We start from the raw sequence: 22,719 nt of genomic DNA on the forward strand, positions 1-22,719 counted from the left end.
TTCCTGCCGTCGTCCCTGTCCTTCGAGGTCCTTCGCCATGCTTTGCCGTCCGGGCTGTGGCGCCTGCTGCATAGCGCCGTCCATCAGTTCTCCCTTGCCAGGCATGCCTGGAGGCAAGCCTGCGGGGGTGCGTTGCCTGCATCTTTCCGTGGAGAACCTCTGCCAGCTGTTCGGCGACCCGCGGCGGCCAGCGGTGTGTGGCGACTTCGAAGCCGATCCCGAGGTTTGTGGCGAAACCCGGGAAGACGCCATTCGCCTGATCGGTTGGCTGGAGCAGGCGACATCGGCGGCCTGAACCCTGTGCCGGCGCCGGCCGGCACTGTCTGAACAAGGAGAGATCATGAGAATCAAGGTGGTGGCGCTCTGCGCGCTGGGTCTGCTGGCGACGTCCGCCGTCCATGCCGAGGAGTGGAAGCTGGCCAAGGACGAGGACGGCATCAAGGTGTTCCTGAGCGACGTGCCGGGCTCCAGGTACAAGGCCTACCGCGGCGTCACTACCATGAAGACCGATATCGCCACCTTGCGCGCCTTGCAGGAGGATGTCGCCGGTTCCTGTGCCTGGATCCACGAGTGCAAGGAGCAGAAGCTGGTGAAGCTCGACGGGCCGCAAAGCTGGACCTACACCCGTTTCAATACGCCCTGGCCGGTGACGCCGCGGGATTCGGTGATCCATGTCACTTCCCAGGTGGGGGCGGACGGCAGCGTGACGCGCGTTCTCGAAGGGGTGGCGAACTATCTGCCCGAAGCCGATGGCTATGTACGGGTGACCCAGGTGGACGGTTTCTGGAAGCTGGTGCCGAGGGGGAGCGGGGAGGTCGAGGTCACCTATCAGGTGCATACCGAGCCGGGTGGCAGCGTGCCGTCCTGGCTGGCGAACAGTTTCGTCGTCGATGCCCCCTTCAACACCCTGAAAGCGATGCGCCAGCGGGCGGAAAAACACTGAAGCGCTAGACCGAGTCGAAATAAAAAAGGCTGCCGATCGGCAGCCTTTTCATTGGGCGGTCAGCCTTACTCGCGGCCTTCCAGCGGGACGAAGTCACGCTTTTCGTGGCCGGTGTACAGCTGGCGCGGACGGCCGATCTTGTACGGGCCGGAGAGCATTTCCTTCCAGTGGGAGATCCAGCCCACGGTCCGCGCCAGGGCGAAGATCACGGTGAACATGCTGGTCGGGATGCCGATGGCCTTGAGGATGATGCCCGAATAGAAGTCCACGTTCGGGTAGAGGTTGCGCTCCTTGAAGTAAGGATCGTTGCGCGCGATCTCTTCCAGCTTCATGGCCAGCTCGAGTTGCGGGTCGTTGATGCCCAGTTCGGCCAGAACCTCGTCGCAGGTCTGTTTCATGACCTTGGCGCGCGGGTCGAAGTTCTTGTAGACGCGGTGGCCGAAGCCCATCAGCTTGAACGAATCGTTCTTGTCCTTGGCCTTGGCCACGAACTTGTCGATGTTCGACACGTCGCCGATCTCGTCCAGCATGGTCAGCACGGCTTCGTTGGCGCCGCCGTGGGCCGGGCCCCAGAGGGCCGCGATGCCGGCAGCGATACAGGCGAAGGGGTTGGCGCCGGAGGAGCCGGCCAGGCGCACGGTGGAGGTGGAGGCGTTCTGCTCGTGGTCCGCATGCAGGATGAAGATGCGATCCATGGCCTTGGCCAGCACCGGGCTGATCGGTTTGATCTCGGCCGGGGTGTTGAACATCATGTGCAGGAAGTTTTCCGCGTAGTTCAGGTCGTTACGCGGGTACATCATGGGCTGGCCCATGGAGTACTTGTAGGCCATGGCCGCGATGGTCGGCATCTTGGCGACCAGGCGCATCGCCGAGACTTCGCGGTGCTGCGGGTTATTGATGTCCAGGGAGTCGTGGTAGAAGGCGGAGAGAGCGCCCACCACGCCGCACATGATGGCCATCGGGTGCGCATCGCGGCGGAAGCCGTTGAAGAAGCTCTTCAGCTGCTCGTGAACCATGGTGTGGTTCTTGATGGTGCCAACGAACTTGGCCTTCTCTTCAGCGTTCGGCAGCTCGCCGTTCAACAGCAGGTAGCAGGTTTCCAGGTAGTCGGATTTCTCTGCCAGCTGCTCGATCGGATAGCCACGGTGCAGCAGTACGCCCTTGTCGCCGTCGATGTAGGTGATCTTCGACTCACAAGAGGCGGTCGACATAAAGCCAGGATCAAAGGTGAAGCAGCCCGTGGAGGTCAGGCCCCGCACATCGACTACATCGGGTCCCATGGTTCCGGACAGAACGGGCAGCTCTACGGGGGCTGCGCCCTCGATGATCAACTGCGCTTTTTTGTCAGCCATAGCGGCCTCCTAGTTATGCTTGAAATCATCAGACAGCCCCCCACGCAGGGCCCGGGACACTATAGAGCTATAAATTCGAAAGTCAATTTGAAGAAACCCATGCGCCAGTGGGGTTTGCGTGGGGTTTTCGACGAAAAAAAGCGGGCTGTTTACGCCTTTTATATAGGCAGCGCAATCCACCGTTAGGGGCAGGGGTTCGCATTGTCATTAGTCAGCTAACTGTCTATACTCAGCGCCCGATCGCCAAGGGCCCCAGGCCCGCATTTCTGGTGGTCGGCACTCCCTTTGGTGAGGGGTACCTGATCAGTGCACTTCCCGACAACTTGCCCTGTTTGTTAGGGGCCTCAGTGTGAAAAAAAAGCCGTGAATAGCCAACGACCTGTAAACCTAGATCTCAGGACCATCAAACTCCCCATCACTGCTTACACGTCCATCCTGCATCGTATCTCCGGCGTCATCCTCTTCTTCGGCATTGCCGTGCTGCTGTTCGCGCTCGACAAGTCGCTGAGCTCCGAGGAAGGCTTCGAGCAGGTCAAGGCGTACCTGACCAGTCCGCTGGCCAAGCTGGTGATTTGGGGCCTCCTGTCCGCACTGCTTTACCACCTGGTTGCCGGCGTGCGCCACCTGGTAATGGATGCGGGCGTCGGCGAGACGCTCGAGGGCGGCAAGCTGGGCTCGAAAATTGTCATCGCAGTTTCTGCGGTGCTGATCGTGCTTCTGGGGGTGTGGGTATGGTAACCAACGTCACGAACTTCTCGCGTTCGGGCCTCTACGACTGGATGGCCCAGCGTGTTTCTGCGGTCGTTCTCGCGGCTTATTTCCTCTTCCTGCTGGGCTACCTGCTGTTCAACCCGGGTCTGACCTATGCCGAGTGGCACGGTCTGTTCTCCCACACCGCGATGCGCATCTTCAGCCTGCTGGCCCTGGTCGCCCTGAGCGTCCATGCCTGGGTCGGCATGTGGACCATCTCCACCGACTACCTGACGCCCATGGCGCTGGGCAAGTCGGCGACTGTGGTGCGTTTCCTGTTCCAGGCGGTATGCGGCATTGCGATGTTCGCGTTCTTCGTCTGGGGCGTGCAGATTCTCTGGGGTGTGTGATCCATGTCTAGCATTCGTACTCTTTCTTTCGACGCCATCATCGTAGGTGGCGGCGGCGCCGGCATGCGCGCCGCGCTGCAACTGGCCCAGGGTGGCCACAAGACCGCCGTGGTGACCAAGGTCTTCCCGACCCGTTCCCACACCGTTTCCGCCCAGGGCGGCATCACCTGCGCCATCGCTTCGGCCGACCCGAACGACGATTGGCGCTGGCACATGTACGACACCGTCAAGGGCTCCGACTACATCGGTGACCAGGACGCCATCGAATACATGTGCTCCGTAGGTCCGGAAGCCGTGTTCGAGCTGGAACACATGGGCCTGCCGTTCTCCCGTACCGAGCAGGGCCGCATCTACCAGCGTCCGTTCGGTGGCCAGTCCAAGGACTTCGGCAAGGGTGGCCAGGCTGCCCGTACCTGTGCCGCCGCCGACCGTACCGGTCACGCCCTGCTGCACACCCTGTACCAGGCGAACCTGAAGAGCGGTACCTCGTTCCTCAACGAGTGGTACGCGGTCGACCTGGTGAAGAACCAGGACGGCGCGGTGGTCGGCATCATCGCCATCTGCATCGAGACCGGCGAGACCGTCTACATCCGCTCCAAGGCCGTGGTCCTGGCCACTGGCGGTGCCGGCCGTATCTACGCCTCCACCACCAACGCCCTGATCAACACCGGTGACGGCGTGGGCATGGCCCTGCGCGCCGGCGTACCGGTGCAGGACATCGAAATGTGGCAGTTCCACCCGACCGGCATCGCCGGCGCCGGTGTGCTGGTCACCGAAGGCTGCCGTGGTGAGGGTGGTTACCTGATCAACGCCCATGGTGAGCGCTTCATGGAGCGTTACGCTCCGAACGCCAAGGACCTGGCCGGCCGCGACGTGGTCGCCCGTTCCATGGTCAAGGAAGTGATCGCCGGCAACGGCGTGGGCCCGAACAAGGACCACGTACTGCTGAAGCTCGACCACCTGGGCGAGGAAGTCCTGCACAGCCGCCTGCCCGGCATCTGCGAACTGTCCAAGACCTTCGCGCACGTCGACCCGGTCGTCGCGCCGATCCCGGTCATCCCGACCTGCCACTACATGATGGGCGGCGTTGCCACCAACATCCATGGCCAGGCCATCACCCAGGACGCCAACGGCAACGACACCATCGTCGAAGGCCTGTTCGCCGTGGGCGAAGTGGCTTGCGTGTCGGTTCACGGCGCCAACCGCCTGGGCGGCAACTCGCTGCTCGACCTGGTGGTGTTCGGCCGTGCCGCCGGTCTGCACCTGGAGAAGGCGCTCAAGGAAGGCATCGAGGCGCGTGGCGCCAGCGAGACCGACATCGAGCAGTCCCTCAAGCGTCTGGCCGGTGTCAACGAGCGCAGCAGCGGCGAAGAAGTCGCCCCGCTGAAGCGCGAACTGCAAAGCTGCATGCAGAACTACTTCGGTGTGTTCCGTACCGGCGAATACATGCAGAAGGGTATCGCCCAGCTGGCCGAGCTGCGCGAGCGCATCGCCAACGTCAAGATCAACGACAAGTCCCAGGCCTTCAACACCGCGCGCATCGAAGCGCTGGAGCTGCAGAACCTGCTGGAAGTCGCCGAAGCCACCGCAATCGCCGCGGAAGTCCGTAAAGAGTCCCGTGGCGCCCACGCCCGCGAAGACTTCGAAGACCGCGACGACGAGAACTGGCTGTGCCACACCCTGTACTTCCCGGGTGAGAAGCGCGTAACCAAGCGCGCTGTCAATTTCGCGCCGAAGACCGTTCCGGCGTTCGAACCCAAAGTACGTACTTATTAAGGGTGGCCGACATGTCCAACACTCTCACTGTCAGCGTCTATCGCTACAACCCGGAGCGCGACAGCGCTCCGACCATGCAGGATTTCCAGATCGACACCGGCGGCAAGGACGTGATGGTCCTCGACGTGCTGGCGCTGATCAAGGAGCAGGACGAGGGCTTCTCCTACCGTCGCTCCTGCCGTGAAGGCGTCTGCGGTTCCGACGGCATGAACATCAACGGCAAGAACGGCCTGGCGTGCATCACTCCGCTGTCGGCTGCCGGTCTGAAGGGCGGCAAGCTGGTGATCCGCCCGCTGCCGGGCCTGCCGGTCATCCGTGACCTGGTGGTCGATATGAGCATCTTCTACAAGCAGTACGAGAAGGTGAAACCCTTCCTGCAGAACGATACTCCGGCCCCGGCCATCGAGCGTCTGCAGTCCCCGGAAGAGCGCGAGAAGCTCGACGGTCTGTACGAGTGCATCCTGTGCGCCTGCTGCTCGACCTCCTGCCCGTCCTTCTGGTGGAACCCGGACAAGTTCCTCGGTCCCGCTGCACTGCTGCAGGCCTACCGCTTCCTGGCCGACAGCCGTGACACCAAGACCGAAGAGCGACTGGCAGCGCTGGATGACCCGTTCAGCGTGTTCCGTTGCCGCGGCATCATGAACTGCGTGAACGTCTGCCCGAAGGGTCTGAACCCGACCAAGGCTATCGGTCACGTACGCAACATGCTGCTGCAGAGCGGTACCTGATTCGATTGCTGTACCCGTGACACCTGCGGCGCCGGCTTTGCCGGTGCCGCAGTACAACCAGGAACGCAGCTCACAAAGTCGTGTTCCTTATTTGAAAAATATATAGATGACCAGCAGGGGCAACCGGGCTGGTGCCCGGACTATCTGCGGGATCCTTGGTGGCTTTGCCGAAGTCGCTGTGCCAGGACTTCTTAGCCCTAGTGGTTTCCATGCCGATGGTGTCCCCTTATCGAGGGTGACAAAGCATGCAAGAAAGCGAAATGCAGCGCATGTGGAACAGTGCCCACCTATCCGGTGGTAACGCTGCCTATGTGGAGGAGCTCTATGAGCTCTACCTGCACGATCCCAACGCTGTGCCCGAAGAGTGGCGCACCTACTTCCAGAAGCTGCCGACCGACGGCAATCTTGCCACCGACGTTTCGCACTCCACCGTCCGCGATCATTTTGTCCTGCTCGCCAAGAACCAGCGCCGCGCCCAGCCTGTATCCGCTGGCGCCGTAAGCAGTGAACACGAGAAAAAGCAGGTTGAAGTCCTGCGCCTGGTCCAGGCTTTCCGCATGCGCGGCCACCAGGCCTCCAAGCTCGACCCGCTTGGTCTGTGGCAGCGTCCGGTTCCTGCCGATCTGTCGATCCGCCATTACGGCCTGACCGACGCCGACCTCGACACCACCTTCCGCACCGGTGAGCTGTATATCGGCAAGGAGGAGGCGACCCTACGCGAGATCCAGCAGACTCTCAACGAGACGTATTGCCGCACCATCGGTGCCGAGTTCACCCACATCGTCGATTCCGAGCAACGCAAGTGGTTCCAGCAGCGCCTGGAAAGCGTGCGCGGCCGTCCCGCATTCTCGCCGGAAGTGCAGAGCCACCTGCTCGAGCGCCTGACCGCTGCCGAGGGCCTGGAAAAGTACCTGGGCACCAAGTACCCGGGCACCAAGCGTTTCGGCCTGGAAGGCGGCGAGAGCCTGATCCCGCTGCTGGACGAGATCATCCAGCGCTCCGGCTCCTACGGCCTCAAGGAAATCGTCATCGGCATGGCCCACCGTGGCCGCCTGAACGTCCTGGTCAACACCTTCGGCAAGAACCCGCGCGACCTGTTCGACGAGTTCGAAGGCAAGAAGACCGAGGGCCTGTCCTCCGGTGACGTGAAGTACCACCAGGGCTTCTCCTCCAACGTCATGACCCCCGGTGGCGAAGTGCACCTGGCACTGGCGTTCAACCCGTCCCACCTGGAAATCGTGTCCCCGGTGGTCGAGGGTTCCGTGCGTGCCCGCCAGGACCGCCGCCAGGACAAGACCGGCGACAAGGTACTGCCGATCTCCATCCACGGCGACGCGGCCTTCGCCGGCCAGGGCGTGGTCATGGAAACTTTCCAGATGTCGCAGACCCGTGGCTACAAGACGGGCGGCACCATCCACATCGTGATCAACAACCAGGTGGGCTTCACCACCAGCCGTCCGGAAGACTCGCGCTCCACCGAGTACTGCACCGACGTCGCCAAGATGATCCAGGCGCCGATCCTGCACGTGAACGGCGACGATCCGGAAGCCGTGCTGTTCGTCACCCAGCTGGCCGTCGACTACCGCATGCAGTTCAAGCGTGACGTGGTCATCGACCTGGTCTGCTACCGCCGCCGCGGCCACAACGAGGCCGACGAGCCGAGCGGCACCCAGCCGCTGATGTACCAGCAGATCACCAAGCAGCGCACCACCCGTGAGCTGTATGCCGATGCCCTGAGCTCGTCCAGCGTCCTCGACACCGCCGGCATCCAGGCCAAGGTGGACGACTACCGCGCCGCCCTGGACAACGGCCAGCACGTGGTCAAGAGCCTGGTCAAGGAGCCCAACAAGGAGCTCTTCGTGGACTGGCGCCCCTACCTGGGCCACGCCTGGACCGCTCGCCACGACACCCGTTTCGAGCTGAAGACCCTGCAGGAGCTTTCCACCAAGCTGCAGGAGATCCCGGAAGGCTTCGTGGTCCAGCGCCAGGTCGCCAAGATCCTCGAAGACCGCCAGAAGATGGGCGCCGGCGCCATGCCGATCAACTGGGGCTACGCCGAGACCATGGCCTACGCCACCCTGCTGTTCGAAGGCCATCCGGTACGCATCACCGGCCAGGACGTCGGCCGCGGCACCTTCTCGCACCGCCACGCGGCGCTGCACAGCCAGAAGGACGCCAGCGTCTATCTGCCGCTGCAGCACCTGTTCGCCGACCAGCCGAAGTTCGAGCTGTACGACTCCTACCTGTCGGAAGAGGCGGTACTGGCCTTCGAATACGGTTATTCCACCACCACGCCGAACGCGCTGGTGATCTGGGAGGCCCAGTTCGGTGACTTCGCCAACGGCGCCCAGGTGGTGATCGACCAGTTCATCACCAGCGGCGAGCACAAGTGGGGCCGTCTCTGCGGCCTGACCATGCTGCTGCCGCACGGCTACGAAGGCCAGGGTCCGGAGCACTCCTCCGCGCGTCTGGAGCGCTACCTGCAGCTGTGCGCCGAGCACAACATCCAGGTCTGCGTGCCGACCACCCCGGCGCAGGTCTACCACATGCTGCGCCGCCAGGTGATCCGCCCGCTGCGCAAGCCGCTGGTGGCCCTGACGCCGAAGTCCCTGCTGCGTCACAAGCTGGCCATCTCGACCCTGGAAGATCTGGCCGAAGGCTCCTTCCAGACCGTCATCGGCGAGATCGATGCGATCGATCCGAAGAAGGTGGACCGCATGGTCCTGTGCAGCGGCAAGGTCTACTACGACCTGCTGGAGAAGCGTCGCGCCGAAGGCCGCGAAGACATCGCCATCGTGCGTATCGAGCAGCTGTATCCGTTCCCCGAGGACGACCTGGCCGAGGTCCTGGCTCCGTACAAGAACCTCAAGCACATCGTCTGGTGCCAGGAAGAGCCGATGAACCAGGGCGCCTGGTACTGCAGCCAGCACCACATGCGTCGCGTCGCGGCAGCCCACAAGAAGGGCCTGTTCCTCGAGTACGCCGGTCGTGAAGGTTCGGCGGCGCCGGCTTGCGGCTACGCCTCCATGCACGCCGAGCAGCAGGAAAAACTGCTGCAAGACGCCTTCACTGTTTAACGCCTTCGCGCAGAAGAAACCGAATTAGATAGGAACCCTGAACAATGGCTATCGAGATCAAAGCCCCCACTTTCCCGGAATCGGTTGCCGACGGCACCGTGGCCACCTGGCACAAGAAGCCGGGCGATGCGGTCAAGCGCGACGAACTGATCGTCGACATCGAAACCGACAAAGTGGTCATGGAAGTCCTGGCGGAAGCCGACGGCGTCCTGGCTGAAATCGTCAAGAACGAAGGCGACACCGTGCTCAGCGGCGAACTGCTGGGCAAGCTGAACGCCGGTGCTGCGGCTGCTGCCGCTCCTGCCGCGGCTGCCCCGGCTGCTGCTCAGGTCGCTGCCCCGGCCGCTGCCGCTGCTGCCGACGAAGCCATCCTCTCTCCGGCCGCCCGCAAGCTGGCCGAAGAGAACGGCATCGACCCGAACAGCATCGCCGGCACCGGCAAGGGCGGTCGTGTGACCAAGGAAGACGTGGTTGCCGCCGTTGAAGCCAAGAAATCGGCCCCGGCTGCCGCTCCTGCCGCCGCCAAGCCGGCCGCTCCGGCTGGCGAAGCGCCGATCTTCGGTGCCGGCGACCGCATCGAGAAGCGCGTGCCGATGACCCGCCTGCGTGCCAAGGTTGCCGAGCGCCTGGTCGAAGCCCAGTCCACCATGGCCATGCTGACTACCTACAACGAAGTCAACATGAAGCCGGTCATGGACCTGCGCGCCAAGTACAAGGACCTGTTCGAGAAGCGCCACAACGGCGTTCGCCTGGGCTTCATGTCCTTCTTCGTCAAGGCCGCCACCGAGGCGCTGAAGCGCTTCCCGGGCGTCAACGCTTCCATCGATGGCAACGACATCGTCTACCACGGTTACCAGGACATCGGCGTGGCCGTATCCAGCGACCGTGGCCTGGTGGTACCGGTGCTGCGCAACGCCGAGTTCATGAGCCTGGCGGAAATCGAAGGCGGCATCGCTGACTTCGGCAAGAAGGCCAAGGCCGGCAAGCTGACCATCGAAGAGATGACTGGCGGCACCTTCACCATCTCCAACGGTGGCGTGTTCGGCTCGCTGCTCTCCAGCCCCATCGTCAACCCGCCGCAGACCGCCATCCTCGGTATGCACAAGATCCAGGAGCGCCCGATGGCCGTGAACGGCCAGGTGGTGATCCTGCCGATGATGTACCTGGCGCTGTCCTACGACCACCGCCTGATCGATGGCAAGGAGGCTGTAAGCTTCCTGGTCACCATCAAGGACCTGCTGGAAGACCCGGCTCGTCTGCTGCTCGACATCTGATCGGCAGTCTCTCTTAACGGCGGCCCCCCTTACAGGGGCCGTCCGGTTTCATACGAGAAGGAATGAGTTATGACCCAGAAATTCGACGTGGTAGTGATTGGTGCGGGCCCCGGCGGCTACGTTGCCGCCATCAAGGCCGCTCAGCTCGGCCTGAAGACCGCCTGCATCGAGAAGTACCAGGACAAGGAAGGCAAGACCGCTCTGGGCGGCACCTGCCTGAACGTCGGTTGCATTCCGTCGAAGGCGCTGCTGGACAGCTCCTACAAGTACCATGAGGCCCACGAGGCCTTCAAAATCCATGGTATCGAAGCCAAGGGCGTCAGCATCGACGTGCCGACCATGGTGGGTCGCAAGAACACCATCGTGAAGAACCTGACCGGCGGCGTCGCCACCCTGTTCAAGGCCAACGGCGTGACCCTGCTGGAAGGCCACGGCAAGCTGCTGGCCAACAAGCAGGTGGAAGTCACCGGCTCCGATGGCAAGGTACAGATCGTAGAAGCCGAGAACGTGATCCTGGCCTCCGGCTCCAAGCCGGTGGACATCCCGCCGGCCCCGGTGGACCAGGACGTGATCGTCGACTCCACCGGCGCCCTGGACTTCCAGGCCGTGCCGAAGAAGCTGGGCGTGATCGGCGCCGGCGTCATCGGCCTCGAACTGGGTTCCGTCTGGGCCCGCCTGGGTGCTGAAGTGACCGTGCTGGAAGCCCTGGAGAAATTCCTCCCGGCCGCCGACGAGCAGGTTTCCAAGGAAGCGATGAAGATCCTCACCAAGCAGGGTCTGAACATTCGCCTGGGCGCCCGTGTGACCGGCTCCGAAGTGAAGAAGAAGCAGGTCACCGTGAGCTTCACCGACGCCCAAGGCGAGCAGAAGCTGGTGTTCGACAAGCTGATCGTGGCTGTCGGCCGTCGCCCTGTGACCACCGACCTGCTGGCTGCCGACAGCGGCGTGACCCTGGACGAGCGCGGTTTCATCTTCGTCGACGACTACTGCGCGACCAGCGTTCCGGGCGTCTACGCCATCGGTGACGTGGTACGTGGCGCCATGCTGGCCCACAAGGCGTCGGAAGAGGGCATCATGGTCGCCGAGCGCATCGCCGGCCACAAAGCCCAGATGAACTACGACCTGATCCCGTCGGTCATCTACACCCACCCGGAAATCGCCTGGGTCGGCAAGACCGAGCAGGCCCTGAAGGCCGAAGGCGTCGAAGTCAACGTCGGCACCTTCCCCTTCGCCGCCAGCGGCCGTGCCATGGCTGCCAACGATACCGCCGGTTTCGTCAAGGTGGTCGCCGACGCCAAGACCGACCGCGTGCTGGGCGTCCATGTGATCGGCCCGAGCGCCGCCGAACTGGTGCAGCAGGGTGCCATCGGCATGGAATTCGGCACCAGCGCCGAAGACCTGGGCATGATGGTCTTCTCGCACCCGACCCTGTCCGAAGCGCTGCATGAAGCGGCCCTCGCGGTGAATGGCCACGCCATCCACATCGCCAACCGCAAGAAGCGCTGAGTGACACCCCCTGCACAGGTCGCGCGCGTGGCCTGTGCAGGATGCAGAACCACGGCGGGCGGCCCGTCGTGAGCACCGGCGAACAGGTCGGGACTCACCGCGGAAAACCCGCCGGACTGCCTTCAACAGCAGTCACAGGTGGCGCGGCACCACGAATGCAGCGCCGAATGCGCAATACCTAAACGAAGACGGTAGACAAGCATGAATCTCCACGAGTATCAGGGTAAGCAGCTGTTCGCTGAATACGGCCTGCCCGTATCCAAGGGCTTTGCCGTAGACACCCCGGAAGAAGCCGCAGAAGCCTGCGAAAAAATCGGTGGCAGCGAATGGGTTGTGAAAGCCCAGGTCCACGCCGGCGGCCGCGGTAAAGCGGGCGGCGTGAAGCTGGTCAAGAGCAAGGAAGATGCCAAGGCCTTCGCCGCCAACTGGCTGGGCAAGCGCCTGGTGACCTATCAGACTGACGCCAATGGTCAGCCGGTCAGCAAAATCCTGGTCGAATCCTGCACCGACATCGCCAAGGAACTGTACCTGGGCGCCGTGGTAGATCGTTCCAGCCGCCGTATCGTGTTCATGGCCTCCACCGAAGGTGGCGTGGACATCGAGAAGGTCGCCCACGACACTCCCGAGAAAATCCTCAAGGCCACCATCGACCCGCTGGTCGGCGCGCAGCCCTACCAGGGCCGTGAGCTGGCGTTCCAGCTGGGCCTGGAAGGCGACCAGATCAAGCAGTTCACCCACATCTTCGTTGGCCTGGCCAAGCTGTTCCAGGACTACGACCTGGCCCTGCTGGAAGTGAACCCGCTGGTGATCAAGGCCGATGGCAACCTGCACTGCCTGGACGCCAAGATCAACATCGACAGCAACGCCCTGTACCGTCAGCCCAAGCTGCGCGCCATGCACGACCCGTCCCAGGACGACGCACGTGAAGCCCATGCGCAGAAGTGGGAACTGAACTACGTGGCCCTGGAAGGCAACATCGGCTGCATGGTCAACGGTGCCGGCCTGGCCATGGGTACCATGGACATCGTCAACCTCCACGGCGGCAAGCCGGCCAACTTCCTCGACGTTGGCGGCGGTGCGACCAAGGAGCGCGTGACCGAAGCGTTCAAGATCATCCTCTCCGACAGCAACGTGCAAGCCGTTCTGGTGAACATCTTCGGCGGCATCGTCCGCTGCGACATGATCGCCGAAGGCATCATCGGTGCCGTGAAGGAAGTGGGCGTGAAGGTTCCGGTCGTGGTTCGTCTGGAAGGCAACAACGCTGACCTCGGCGCCAAGGTACTGGCCGAGAGCGGTCTGAACATCATCGCGGCGACCAGCCTGACCGACGCTGCACAGCAAGTCGTCAAGGCCGCGGAGGGCAAGTAATGAGCGTCCTGATCAACAAAGACACCAAAGTCATCTGCCAGGGCTTCACCGGTAGCCAGGGTACCTTCCACTCCGAACAGGCCATCGCCTACGGCACCAAGATGGTCGGCGGCGTGACCCCCGGCAAGGGCGGCACCACCCACCTGGGCCTGCCGGTGTTCAACACCGTCAAGGAAGCCGTCGAAGCCACCGGCGCCGAAGCTTCGGTGATCTACGTTCCGGCTCCCTTCTGCAAGGACTCCATCCTGGAAGCGGCCAACGGCGGCATCAAGCTGATCGTCTGCATCACCGAAGGCATCCCGACCCTCGACATGCTGGACGCCAAGGTCAAGTGCGACGAGCTGGGCGTACGCCTGATCGGCCCGAACTGCCCGGGCGTGATCACTCCCGGCGAGTGCAAGATCGGCATCATGCCGGGTCACATCCACCTGCCGGGCAAGGTAGGCATCGTGTCGCGTTCCGGCACCCTGACCTATGAAGCCGTGAAGCAGACCACCGACGCCGGCTTCGGCCAGTCCACCTGCGTGGGCATCGGCGGTGACCCGATCCCGGGCTCCAACTTCATCGACATCCTGAAGCTGTTCCAGGAAGACCCGCAGACCGAAGCCATCGTGATGATCGGCGAGATCGGCGGTTCCGCTGAAGAAGAAGCCGCGGCCTTCATCAAGGCCAACGTGACCAAGCCGGTGGTGTCCTACATCGCTGGCGTGACCGCACCGCCCGGCAAGCGCATGGGCCACGCCGGCGCCATCATCTCCGGTGGCAAGGGCACTGCGGACGAGAAGTTCGCCGCCCTGCAGGACGCTGGTGTGAAAACCGTGCGTTCCCTGGCCGACATCGGCAAGGCCCTGGCCGAGCTGACCGGCTGGGAAGTCAAGAACGCCTAAGGCGCCTTGATTGCCAAAGGAAGGCCACCCCTCGGGGTGGCCTTCTGCTTTTCTGGTGCAACCGTCTCTCGGGAAATGGGCAACCGCCTGTCGGGCAAGCGACAGAAATGGTTGCTACTCCGACAACCTGATCCACGTCAGGAGCAACCACCGGTAGAATCGGTAGGGTTGCAATCATGCCGCTCGCCATGCCCCAAAAGGGCGAAGGTCGGGCACCAGCGATCGATCCCAAACGGATGGATGACGTTTCCCCCGACCCAATCGGGAAACCCCTTCGGTAAACCCTGTTTCAGCGATGTGGTAATTCCCCAATGAAATCCTTGAAAGGCCAGGACATCCTGGCGCTCGGCTTCATGACGTTCGCGTTGTTCGTCGGAGCCGGCAACATCATTTTCCCGCCCATTGTCGGCCTGCAGTCCGGCCCCCATGTCTGGATGGCCGCCCTGGGCTTCCTGATCACCGCCGTCGGCCTGCCGGTAGTGACCGTCATCGCCCTGGCCAAGGTCGGCGGCGCCATGGACGCCCTCAGCAGTCCCATCGGCAAGGCCGCCGGCGTGCTGCTGGCCGCCGTCTGCTACCTCTCGGTGGGCCCGCTGTTCGCCACCCCGCGTACGGCTACCGTGTCCTTCGAAGTGGGCCTGGCGCCGCTGACCGGCGATACCCCGCTCGCCCTGTTCGCCTACAGCCTGGTGTATTTCCTCGTGGTGCTGGCGGTGTCCCTCTATCCGGGGCGCCTGCTGGACACCGTCGGCCGCGTGCTGGCGCCGATGAAGATAGTCGCCCTGGCCATTCTCGGCATCGCCGCCTTCATGCTGCCGCTGGGCGAGATCGGCGACGCCACCCCGGCCTACCAGGCCGCGCCGTTCTCCCAGGGCTTCATCAATGGCTACCTGACCATGGATACCCTCGGCGCCCTGGTGTTCGGCATCGTCATCGTCAACGCCATCCGCTCCCGCGGTGTCGAGTCGCCGCGCCTGATCACCCGCTACGCCATCATTGCCGGCCTGATCGCCGGTGTCGGCCTGGCGCTGGTCTACATCAGCCTGTTCCGCCTCGGCGCCAACAGCCATGACATCGCCGGCGAGGCCACCAATGGCGCCGCGGTGTTGCATGCCTACGTCCAGCACACCTTCGGCAACCTGGGCAGCGCGTTCCTCGCTGCGCTGATTTCCCTGGCCTGCCTGGTCACCGCCGTCGGCCTGACCTGCGCCTGCGCCGAGTACTTCAGCCGCCTGCTGCCGCTGTCCTATCGCAGCCTGGTGATCATCCTCGCCGCGTTCAGCCTGGTGGTGTCGAACCTGGGCCTGACCAAGCTGATCCAGGTCTCGGTGCCGGTACTCACCGCCATCTATCCGCCCTGCATCGTGCTGGTGGCCCTGAGCTTCTGCTGGAGCCTCTGGCATTCACCGGGCCGGGTAGTGGCGCCGGTAATGCTGGTGTCCCTGCTGTTCGGCCTGGTGGATGCCCTGAAGGGCGCCGGGCTGGCCGGCTGGATGCCGCAGTGGCTTTCGCACCTGCCGCTCTCGGAGCAGGGTCTCGCCTGGTTGCTGCCGGCCGTCGCCGCCCTGGCCGTGGCGAGCCTCTGCGACCGCCTGCTGGGCAAACCGGTGGAAGTGACGGCCTGAGGTCGAGTCCCGCCAAGCAAGGCCGCCTTCGGGCGGCCTTTTGCATTGGGCTACAAGGTGATGCCAACCTCGGACGCTGTTGTAGGGTGGACCAGGCTTCACCGGTCCACCGTCGGCGTGCAGCCGGGCCGCGAATGGTGGAAAGGAAGAGCGCTTTCCACCCTACAGGGCTGCCGGCGCGAGTGCCCCGGATTTCACCTGGGCCACATCCACGCCTGAACACAGCACCGGCAAGTGCCTCCCGCTATAATTCGCGGCGTTCTTACAAGGAATTCGCATGTCCACCATTCTGCGCAACTGGCCGCACCTGCTGGCCATCCTCTGGTTCATCAGCTGCTGGGTGGGCTACACCCGCTACGCCATCTGGAAGGGCAGGGATACCGCCTGCCTGGCGTCGGTCCTGCACCTCTATCGCGAGGACTGGATGCGCCGACTGCTGCTGCGCGACAACCGCATCGCCGACGCCAGCGTGATCGGCAACCTGGAGCGTAACGCCTCGTTCTTCGCCTCCAGCACCCTGATCATCCTGGCCGGTATCCTCACCGTGCTCGGTTCCACCGATCGCGCGGTTTCGGTGCTGGAGGACCTGCCATTCGTGCAGCCCGCCAGTACGGGCGTCTCCGAGCTGAAGCTGCTGGGACTGGCGGTGGTCTTCGTCTATGCCTTCTTCACCTTCAGCTGGTGCATGCGCCAGTACAACTTCGCCGCCATCCTGGTGGGCTCGGCACCGATGATCGGTGAGAAGCACGTCAGCGAGCAGGAACGGAAGGCCTTCGCCGAGCGTACCGCGCGGGTGATCTCGCTGGCGGCCAACCAGTTCAACTTCGGCCTGCGCAGTTACTACTTCGGCCTGGCCATGCTGGCCTGGTTCATCAACCCCTGGTTCTTCATGCTCGTGACCATGGGGGTGGTGCTGGTGCTTTACCGCCGCGAATTCCATTCCGATGTGCTGGATGTGATGGTCTACACCCCGACCCAGGCGCCGGAAGCGCCCAAGGAGAAAGTCGAATGAGTATCCCGTTCTGGTGCCTGTTCTTCTCGGCCTTGCTCATCTACCTGGCCAAGGCCCCGGTGGCCAAGGCCATGAGCGAGGAGGGCGGGGGCTACGACAACCGCAATCCGCGGGCGCAGCAGGCACGGCTGACCGGCTTCGGCGCCCGGGCGGTCGCGGCACACCAGAACAGCATCGAGATCTTTCCGTTGTTCGCCGCAGGTGTGCTGGTGGCCCAGGTCACCCAGACCCAGGGCTGGTTCGTCGACCTGCTGGCGATCCTCTTCATCGTCTCGCGGGTCCTTTACTTGTTCCTTTACTGGAACGACAAGGCCAGCTTGCGCAGCCTGGTCTGGGTCATCGGGCTGGTCTGTTGCCTGCTGCTGATGCTCAGCCCGGCGCTCTGACCGCTCCGGAAACGACAAGGCCCGCAAGAATGCGGGCCTTGTTGTTCCTGCTACCGGGAGCTTACTGGCTCTGCTCCTCGGTAGGTGCGGTTTCCGGAGCGGCCGGGGCGGGCGCGCTCGGAGCCGGGGCGGCCTCCGGAGCCGGAGTCGGGGTCGGCTCGGTAGCGGGTGCGCTCGGCTGGGTTTCGGTTGCCGGTGCAGCCGGGGCCTGGGCCTCTTCCTTCTTGTCGCAGGCAGCGAGACCAAGGCTTGCGGCCAGCAGCAGGGCGAGAGACAGGGTTTTCTTCATCATTGAGCCTCCATGTGTGGCTTTCCTCATCGTTAGCCGTTGGAGTTTGTGACCGCTTTCTAAGTTCCACATTAATTGCAAAAAGCCTTACCTGAGTGCTCGACCACGGCGCGGTAGCGTCCGGCAGGGTATGATTCGCTACTTTGCCCACCTTCCGCCAAGGTCGCAGTCATGACGGACAACTCCCTTATCGAACGGGCCCAGCGCTTCCTCGCCGCGCTGCGCCACTGCCAGGTGCTCGGCCTCAGCGTGCACGACGCCACTTCCGGCGGCCTGACCCTGCGCCTGCCCTACAGCGCGCAGATCGTCGGCAACCCGGAGACCGGCGTGATCCACGGCGGCGCCATCACCACGCTGATGGACACCACCTGTGGCATTTCCACCATCTGTGTGCTGCCGGAATTCGAGATCTGCCCCACCCTGGACCTGCGCATCGACTACATGCATCCCGCCGAGCCGCACAAGGACGTCTTCGGTTTCGCCGAATGCTATCGGGTAACCCCCAACGTCATCTTCACCCGCGGCTACGCCTACCAGGACGACCCGGCGCAGCCCATCGCCCACGTGGTGGGCACCTTCATGCGCATGGGCAAGCCCGGCCAGCTGAAGCAGGGAGGTGCGGCATGAGCCTCGACCTCAACGCCCTGGTGCGCGAAGCCCACGAGAAGAACGACTACAACTCGCTGGTGTGCCTGATCCCCTATGCCAGGCTGATCGGCATGGAATGCCTGCGCCTGGGGGACGACATGGTCTTCCGCCTGCCGGCGAACAAGGACAACATCGGCAACCCGACCCTGCCGGCCATTCATGGCGGCGTGATCGCCGGCTTCATGGAACACGCCGCCATGCTTCACCTGCTGATGTTCATGGGCACGCCGCATATGCCCAAAATCATCGATTTCTCGATAGATTACCTGCGCGCCGGACACTATCGTGACACCTACGTCCAGTGCCAGGTCTGGCGGCAGGGCCGCCGTGTCGCCAACGTCGCCATCACCGCCTGGCAGACCACCCAGACCGAGCCCATAGCCACTGCCCGCGCCCACTTCAAGGTCGACGAACCCTGAGGCGCGGCGCCTGGCGCCGCCGGTCGCTCACAAGGAAAGTTAGATGGTTGCGTTACTGATACTCGGCGGCCTGTTGCTGATTGTCGCCGGCCTGGTCTGGCTGCTGATGCTCGCCTTCGGCACCAGTCTGCTGTGGGGCTTCGGCAGCCTGCTGCCGCCCGTCGCCCTGGCTTACCTGCTGTACCACTGGCGCACCGCGCGCAAGGCCGTGGCCCTCGGTGCCATGGGTTTCATTCCGCTGGTGGTGGGCCTGACCATGCTGGCCGCCCAGGATCCGGAACGCCTGCAGGCGATTCTCAGCCTGCGCTGGCTGGGTGAGGAACAGAAAGCCGCTTCCGAACTGGACATCCGCCTCAAGGGCGAGCTCAACGGCCAGCGTTTCTCGCCGCTGCAGGCCGAACTGGTGGACGGCATACTCAGCCTGCGCGAGGGACAGGATTTCTACGCCCGCCGTGAACTGACCATCCGCATCGGCAACCAGCCCGAGGGGGCCCTGCGCCTGGATGTGCTGCCCCAGGACCCCGGCCCGCAACCGGAAATCGAAATCAGCTGGCTGTTGCCGGAGCAGGAATTGCCCGAGGCGAGGCGCATCCCCCGTGGCTACACCCTGCACCTGGACCTCCAGCCGGTGGCGCCGAACCGCCTGGCGGGTGATTTCCACCTGGTGCTGCCGCCGAAGTTCGCGACCACGCTGTCCGGTCACCTGGAGCTTTACGCCAACCAGTTGCGCTACCGCGATGGCCAGGTCGACACCGCCTACGATTCGCGGGACACGCTGGCCTACGTGATTCGCGACTACCTGCAGCGCCGCTTCGCCACTCGTGAGGTGGAGCTCGCTGCGCTGCCCGTCCTCAGCCTGCCGGCACAAGAACTCGAACTCGAGGTGGAGGCCCGTGTAGCGGGCCAGGTCCAGCGCCTGCCGCTGCAACTGGTCAAGAGCGACCTGCGCGGTTGGCGCGTCCAGCCCGACAGCTTTGCGCCCCTGCCCGTGCCTGGCGCCAGCCCCGAGGCCTCGGCTGCGGGGAGTGAGCAGGCCCCGTCCGCGACTGCGGAGTCCGCGCCGCCGGCTGATCGCCGCGAGCAGTTTTCCCTGCAGCGCCTGCTGAGCAACCCGGGCCAGTACCAGGAACTCGGCATGCGTGTGTACAGGGTGCGCGGCGGTACCGCCGAAGGCCGTTTCGCTGGCCTGGATGGCGACGGGCGCATCCTGATCCGCCGCAACCTCGGCGGGGCAGGGGCCGCGAGCTTCAGCCTGGCGGTGGATGAGATCGAGCGGGTCGAATTGCTTGAACCCTGAGGCCGATTCCGTACGGGCCTTGCCACGAATTCGCTAAGCACTTGAAATCCTTGTCGAAGACCCCATCTGGATGACATCCGCCGCCGTACGCGGTCCAAACCATCCATGTGGAGTCAGACGACCATGAGTGTGGAAACTCAAAAAGAAACCCTGGGCTTCCAGACCGAGGTGAAGCAGTTGCTTCACCTGATGATCCATTCCCTGTATTCCAACAAGGAAATCTTCCTCCGCGAGCTGATTTCCAACGCCTCGGACGCCGCCGACAAGCTGCGTTTCGAAGCCCTGGCGACGCCCGCGCTGCTGGAAGGCGGTGCCGAGCTGAAGATCCGCGTCAGCTTCGACAAGGACGCCCGCACCATCACCATCGACGACAACGGCATCGGCATGAGCCGTGACGAGGTGATCGCGCACCTGGGCACCATCGCCAAGTCCGGCACCGCCGACTTCCTGAAGAACCTCTCCGGCGACCAGAAGAAGGATTCCCACCTGATCGGCCAGTTCGGCGTGGGCTTCTATTCGGCCTTCATCGTCGCCGACAAGGTCGACGTCTTCACCCGCCGCGCCGGCCTGGCGGCCAGCGAGGGCGTGCACTGGTCGTCGAAAGGCGAGGGCGAGTTCGACATCGCCAATGTCGACAAGGCCGAGCGTGGCACCCGCATCGTCCTGCACCTGAAGAGCGGCGAAGAAGAGTTCGCCGACGGCTGGCGCCTGCGCAACATCATCAAGAAATACTCCGACCACATCGCCCTGCCCATCGAGCTGCCGAAGGAGCACCACGGCGAAGATGCGCCGGCCGAGCAGGAGTGGGAAACCGTCAACCGCGCCAGCGCGCTGTGGACCCGCCCGCGCACCGAGGTGAAGGACGAGGAGTACCAGGAGTTCTACAAGCACGTCGCCCACGACTTCGAGAATCCGCTGTCCTGGAGCCACAACAAGGTCGAAGGCAAGCTGGAATACACATCCTTGCTCTACGTGCCGGCCCGCGCGCCGTTCGACCTGTACCACCGCGAGGCCCCGCGTGGCCTGAAGCTGTACGTGCAGCGCGTGTTCATCATGGACCAGGCCGACCAGTTCCTGCCGCTGTACCTGCGTTTCATCAAGGGGGTGGTGGACTCCAACGACCTGTCGCTGAACGTCTCCCGCGAGATCCTGCAATCGGGCCCGGTGATCGACTCCATGAAGTCGGCCCTGACCAAGCGCGTGCTGGACATGCTGGAGAAACTGGCCAAGAGCGAACCCGAGCAATACAAGGGCTTCTGGAAGAACTTCGGCCAGGTGCTGAAGGAAGGCCCGGCCGAAGACTTCGCCAACAAGGAGAAGATCGCCGGCCTGCTGCGCTTCGCCGCCACCAGCGACGAGAGCGGCGAGCAGAGCGTGTCCCTGGCCGACTACATCGGCCGCATGAAGGAAGGCCAGGACAAGATCTACTACCTCACCGGCGAGAGCTATTCGCAGGTGAAGAACAGCCCGCACCTGGAGGTCTTCCGCAAGAAAGGCATCGAAGTGCTGCTGCTCACCGACCGCATCGACGAGTGGCTGATGAGCTACCTGTCCGACTTCGACGGCAAGGGTTTCGTCGACGTCGCCCGTGGCGACCTCGACCTTGGCAAGCTGGACTCGGAAGAGGACAAGAAGGCCCAGGAAGAAGTGGCCAAGGCCAAGGAAGGGCTGATCGAGCGCCTGAAGAAGGTGCTGGACGAGCAGGTCGCCGAAGTGCGGGTTTCCCACCGCCTGACCGACTCTCCGGCCATCCTCGCCATCGGCGAACAGGACCTGGGCCTGCAGATGCGCCAGATCCTCGAAGCCAGCGGCCAGAAGGTGCCGGACTCCAAGCCGATCTTCGAGATCAACCCGGCCCACCCGCTGATCGAGAAGCTGGACCACGAGCAGGACGAGGACCGCTTCGGCGAACTGTCCCACATCCTCTTCGACCAGGCCGCCCTGGCCGCCGGCGACAGCCTGAAGGACCCGGCCGCCTACGTGCGCCGCCTGAACAAGCTGCTGGTGGAACTGTCCGCCTGATAGCCGCTTGGAACCGAAAACAGGCCCGCGATGCGGGCCTTTTTCATTGGAGCTGCGGATACCCTGTGGGGGCGAATGAATTCGCCCCCACAAGGCCTGCTGACCGCCGTGAAACCCTCTGCAAAGAGATTGGGAAGTCCGCTCCGCTGGAGGGTCTAACCTTGGTCATTCCCCTGGCACAGGAGAGCACTCCATGAACAGATCGCTGCTTCCTTCCCTGCTGTTCGTCCTCGCCAGCCCGGCCTGGGCGGCCATGGTCAGCCAGGCCGTTCCCTACGAGATCGACGGCAAGGCCTTCGAGGGCGCCCTGGTATACGACGACTCGGTGAAGACCCCGCGCCCGGGCCTGCTCATGGTGCCGAACTGGCTGGGCGTCTCGCCTGCCGCTGTCGAGCAGGCCAAGGAGATCGCCGGCCAGCGCTATGTGATCTTCATCGCCGACATGTACGGCAAGGACATCCGTCCCGCCAACCCGGACGAAGCCAAGGCCGCCGCCACAGCGGTGCGCAGCGACCGGCCGCTGATGCGCAAGCGCGCCCAGGCCGGGGTGGATGTGCTGAAGACGCAGGGCGAGAAGGTGCCGCTGGACCTGGCCAGCCTGGGCGCCATCGGTTTCTGCTTCGGCGGCGGCAGCGTGCTGGAGCTGGCGCGTTCGGGGGCACCGCTGAAAGGTTTCGTGTCCTTCCACGGCAACCTGGATACGCCAAACCCGGCCGATGCACGCAATATCCGTGCGCCGGTGCTGGTGCTGCACGGCGCCGACGACCCGGCGGTGCCCAAGGCCCAGGTGGATGCCTTCACCGCCGAAATGACCGCCGCCAACGTCGATTGGCAGTTGGTCAACTATGGCGGCGCGGTGCATTCCTTCACCGAGCGGGGGGCCAACGTGCCTGGGCGTAACGAATACCATCCCAAGGTTGCCGCACGGGCCTACCGGGCCATGAACCATCTGTTCGATGAAGTCTTCACCGGCGCGAAGCAATAGATGCCCGGGCTCGATCCGTAGGGTG

21 protein-coding genes are annotated in these 22,719 nt (G+C 63.8%); 19 read left to right on the forward strand and 2 right to left on the reverse strand.

Annotated elements, in window-relative coordinates; all coding sequences use genetic code 11:
- Positions 1 to 37 precede the first annotated feature (37 nt).
- Positions 38 to 295: a YkgJ family cysteine cluster protein gene (locus ACFPU0_RS23550; protein WP_377695709.1), complete on the forward strand. Its 258-nt coding sequence runs from the start codon at positions 38 to 40 to the stop codon at positions 293 to 295.
- Positions 296 to 340: 45 nt separating this feature from the next.
- Positions 341 to 943 carry an START domain-containing protein gene (locus ACFPU0_RS23555; RefSeq protein WP_377695710.1) on the forward strand — a complete coding sequence of 201 codons (603 nt, stop codon included), beginning with the start codon at positions 341 to 343 and terminating at the stop codon, positions 941 to 943.
- Positions 944 to 1,008: 65 nt separating this feature from the next.
- On the opposite strand, the gene gltA is transcribed toward ACFPU0_RS23555, so the two are convergent.
- Positions 1,009 to 2,295, reverse strand: coding sequence for a citrate synthase (gene gltA / locus ACFPU0_RS23560; protein ID WP_377695711.1), 1,287 nt, complete (start codon positions 2,293 to 2,295; stop codon positions 1,009 to 1,011).
- A gap of 363 nt (positions 2,296 to 2,658) precedes the next feature.
- On the opposite strand from gltA, the gene sdhC reads away from it, so the two are divergent.
- From sdhC to ACFPU0_RS23620, 12 genes are all read left to right on the forward strand, one after another.
- Complete coding sequence (gene sdhC, locus ACFPU0_RS23565; protein WP_377695712.1) at positions 2,659 to 3,033, forward strand: succinate dehydrogenase, cytochrome b556 subunit; 375 nt, start codon at positions 2,659 to 2,661, stop codon at positions 3,031 to 3,033.
- Positions 3,027 to 3,395, forward strand: a complete 369-nt coding sequence (gene sdhD, locus ACFPU0_RS23570) for a succinate dehydrogenase, hydrophobic membrane anchor protein (RefSeq protein WP_271411849.1) — start codon at positions 3,027 to 3,029, stop codon at positions 3,393 to 3,395. Before sdhC ends, sdhD begins: the two co-directional genes overlap by 7 nt.
- 3 nt (positions 3,396 to 3,398) lie before the next feature.
- Complete coding sequence (gene sdhA / locus ACFPU0_RS23575; protein ID WP_377695713.1) at positions 3,399 to 5,171, forward strand: succinate dehydrogenase flavoprotein subunit; 1,773 nt, start codon at positions 3,399 to 3,401, stop codon at positions 5,169 to 5,171.
- An 11-nt stretch (positions 5,172 to 5,182) separates the two neighbouring features.
- Positions 5,183 to 5,899, forward strand: coding sequence for a succinate dehydrogenase iron-sulfur subunit (locus tag ACFPU0_RS23580; RefSeq protein WP_377695714.1), 717 nt, complete (start codon positions 5,183 to 5,185; stop codon positions 5,897 to 5,899).
- Between the two features lie 245 nt (positions 5,900 to 6,144).
- Positions 6,145 to 8,976, forward strand: a complete 2,832-nt coding sequence (locus ACFPU0_RS23585; RefSeq protein WP_377695715.1) for a 2-oxoglutarate dehydrogenase E1 component — start codon at positions 6,145 to 6,147, stop codon at positions 8,974 to 8,976.
- Positions 8,977 to 9,020: 44 nt separating this feature from the next.
- The gene (gene odhB / locus ACFPU0_RS23590; RefSeq protein ID WP_377695716.1) at positions 9,021 to 10,250 is read left to right on the forward strand and encodes a 2-oxoglutarate dehydrogenase complex dihydrolipoyllysine-residue succinyltransferase; all 1,230 of its coding nucleotides are present in this window, start codon (positions 9,021 to 9,023) and stop codon (positions 10,248 to 10,250) included.
- A 69-nt stretch (positions 10,251 to 10,319) separates the two neighbouring features.
- Positions 10,320 to 11,756, forward strand: a complete 1,437-nt coding sequence (gene lpdA / locus ACFPU0_RS23595) for a dihydrolipoyl dehydrogenase (protein ID WP_377695717.1) — start codon at positions 10,320 to 10,322, stop codon at positions 11,754 to 11,756.
- A gap of 201 nt (positions 11,757 to 11,957) precedes the next feature.
- On the forward strand, positions 11,958 to 13,124 hold the full coding sequence (sucC, locus tag ACFPU0_RS23600) for an ADP-forming succinate--CoA ligase subunit beta (RefSeq protein ID WP_377695718.1): 1,167 nt from the start codon (positions 11,958 to 11,960) through the stop codon (positions 13,122 to 13,124).
- On the forward strand, positions 13,124 to 14,011 hold the full coding sequence (sucD, locus tag ACFPU0_RS23605) for a succinate--CoA ligase subunit alpha (RefSeq protein WP_028629428.1): 888 nt from the start codon (positions 13,124 to 13,126) through the stop codon (positions 14,009 to 14,011). Before sucC ends, sucD begins: the two co-directional genes overlap by 1 nt.
- A gap of 311 nt (positions 14,012 to 14,322) precedes the next feature.
- Positions 14,323 to 15,636, forward strand: coding sequence for a branched-chain amino acid transport system II carrier protein (brnQ, locus tag ACFPU0_RS23610; RefSeq protein ID WP_377695719.1), 1,314 nt, complete (start codon positions 14,323 to 14,325; stop codon positions 15,634 to 15,636).
- 277 nt (positions 15,637 to 15,913) lie between these two features.
- Positions 15,914 to 16,648 (forward strand): DUF599 domain-containing protein, encoded by a 735-nt coding sequence (locus ACFPU0_RS23615; RefSeq protein ID WP_377695720.1) that lies wholly within the window; start codon positions 15,914 to 15,916, stop codon positions 16,646 to 16,648.
- The gene (locus ACFPU0_RS23620; RefSeq protein ID WP_377695721.1) at positions 16,645 to 17,034 is read left to right on the forward strand and encodes an MAPEG family protein; all 390 of its coding nucleotides are present in this window, start codon (positions 16,645 to 16,647) and stop codon (positions 17,032 to 17,034) included. Before ACFPU0_RS23615 ends, ACFPU0_RS23620 begins: the two co-directional genes overlap by 4 nt.
- Positions 17,035 to 17,095: 61 nt before the next feature.
- Here ACFPU0_RS23620 and ACFPU0_RS23625 read toward each other — a convergent pair whose 3' ends face one another.
- A complete protein-coding gene (locus tag ACFPU0_RS23625; protein WP_377695930.1) occupies positions 17,096 to 17,323 on the reverse strand; it encodes a hypothetical protein in 228 nt (75 codons plus the stop codon).
- Positions 17,324 to 17,494: 171 nt separating this feature from the next.
- On the opposite strand from ACFPU0_RS23625, the gene ACFPU0_RS23630 reads away from it, so the two are divergent.
- The 5 genes from ACFPU0_RS23630 (at position 17,495) to ACFPU0_RS23650 (ending at position 22,694) form a co-directional block, all read left to right on the forward strand.
- Complete coding sequence (locus ACFPU0_RS23630) at positions 17,495 to 17,950, forward strand: PaaI family thioesterase (protein ID WP_377695722.1); 456 nt, start codon at positions 17,495 to 17,497, stop codon at positions 17,948 to 17,950.
- A complete protein-coding gene (locus tag ACFPU0_RS23635) occupies positions 17,947 to 18,390 on the forward strand; it encodes a PaaI family thioesterase (RefSeq protein WP_377695723.1) in 444 nt (147 codons plus the stop codon). Before ACFPU0_RS23630 ends, ACFPU0_RS23635 begins: the two co-directional genes overlap by 4 nt.
- Before the next feature lie 43 nt (positions 18,391 to 18,433).
- The gene (locus ACFPU0_RS23640; RefSeq protein WP_377695724.1) at positions 18,434 to 19,687 is read left to right on the forward strand and encodes an MFS transporter; all 1,254 of its coding nucleotides are present in this window, start codon (positions 18,434 to 18,436) and stop codon (positions 19,685 to 19,687) included.
- Between the two features lie 123 nt (positions 19,688 to 19,810).
- A complete protein-coding gene (gene htpG / locus ACFPU0_RS23645) occupies positions 19,811 to 21,709 on the forward strand; it encodes a molecular chaperone HtpG (protein ID WP_377695725.1) in 1,899 nt (632 codons plus the stop codon).
- Between the two features lie 193 nt (positions 21,710 to 21,902).
- Positions 21,903 to 22,694: a dienelactone hydrolase family protein gene (locus ACFPU0_RS23650; RefSeq protein ID WP_377695726.1), complete on the forward strand. Its 792-nt coding sequence runs from the start codon at positions 21,903 to 21,905 to the stop codon at positions 22,692 to 22,694.
- Positions 22,695 to 22,719 lie beyond the last annotated feature (25 nt).

The sequence above is a fragment of the Pseudomonas sp. GCM10022186 genome (assembly GCF_042656385.1).
Lineage (GTDB): Bacteria > Pseudomonadota > Gammaproteobacteria > Pseudomonadales > Pseudomonadaceae > Metapseudomonas.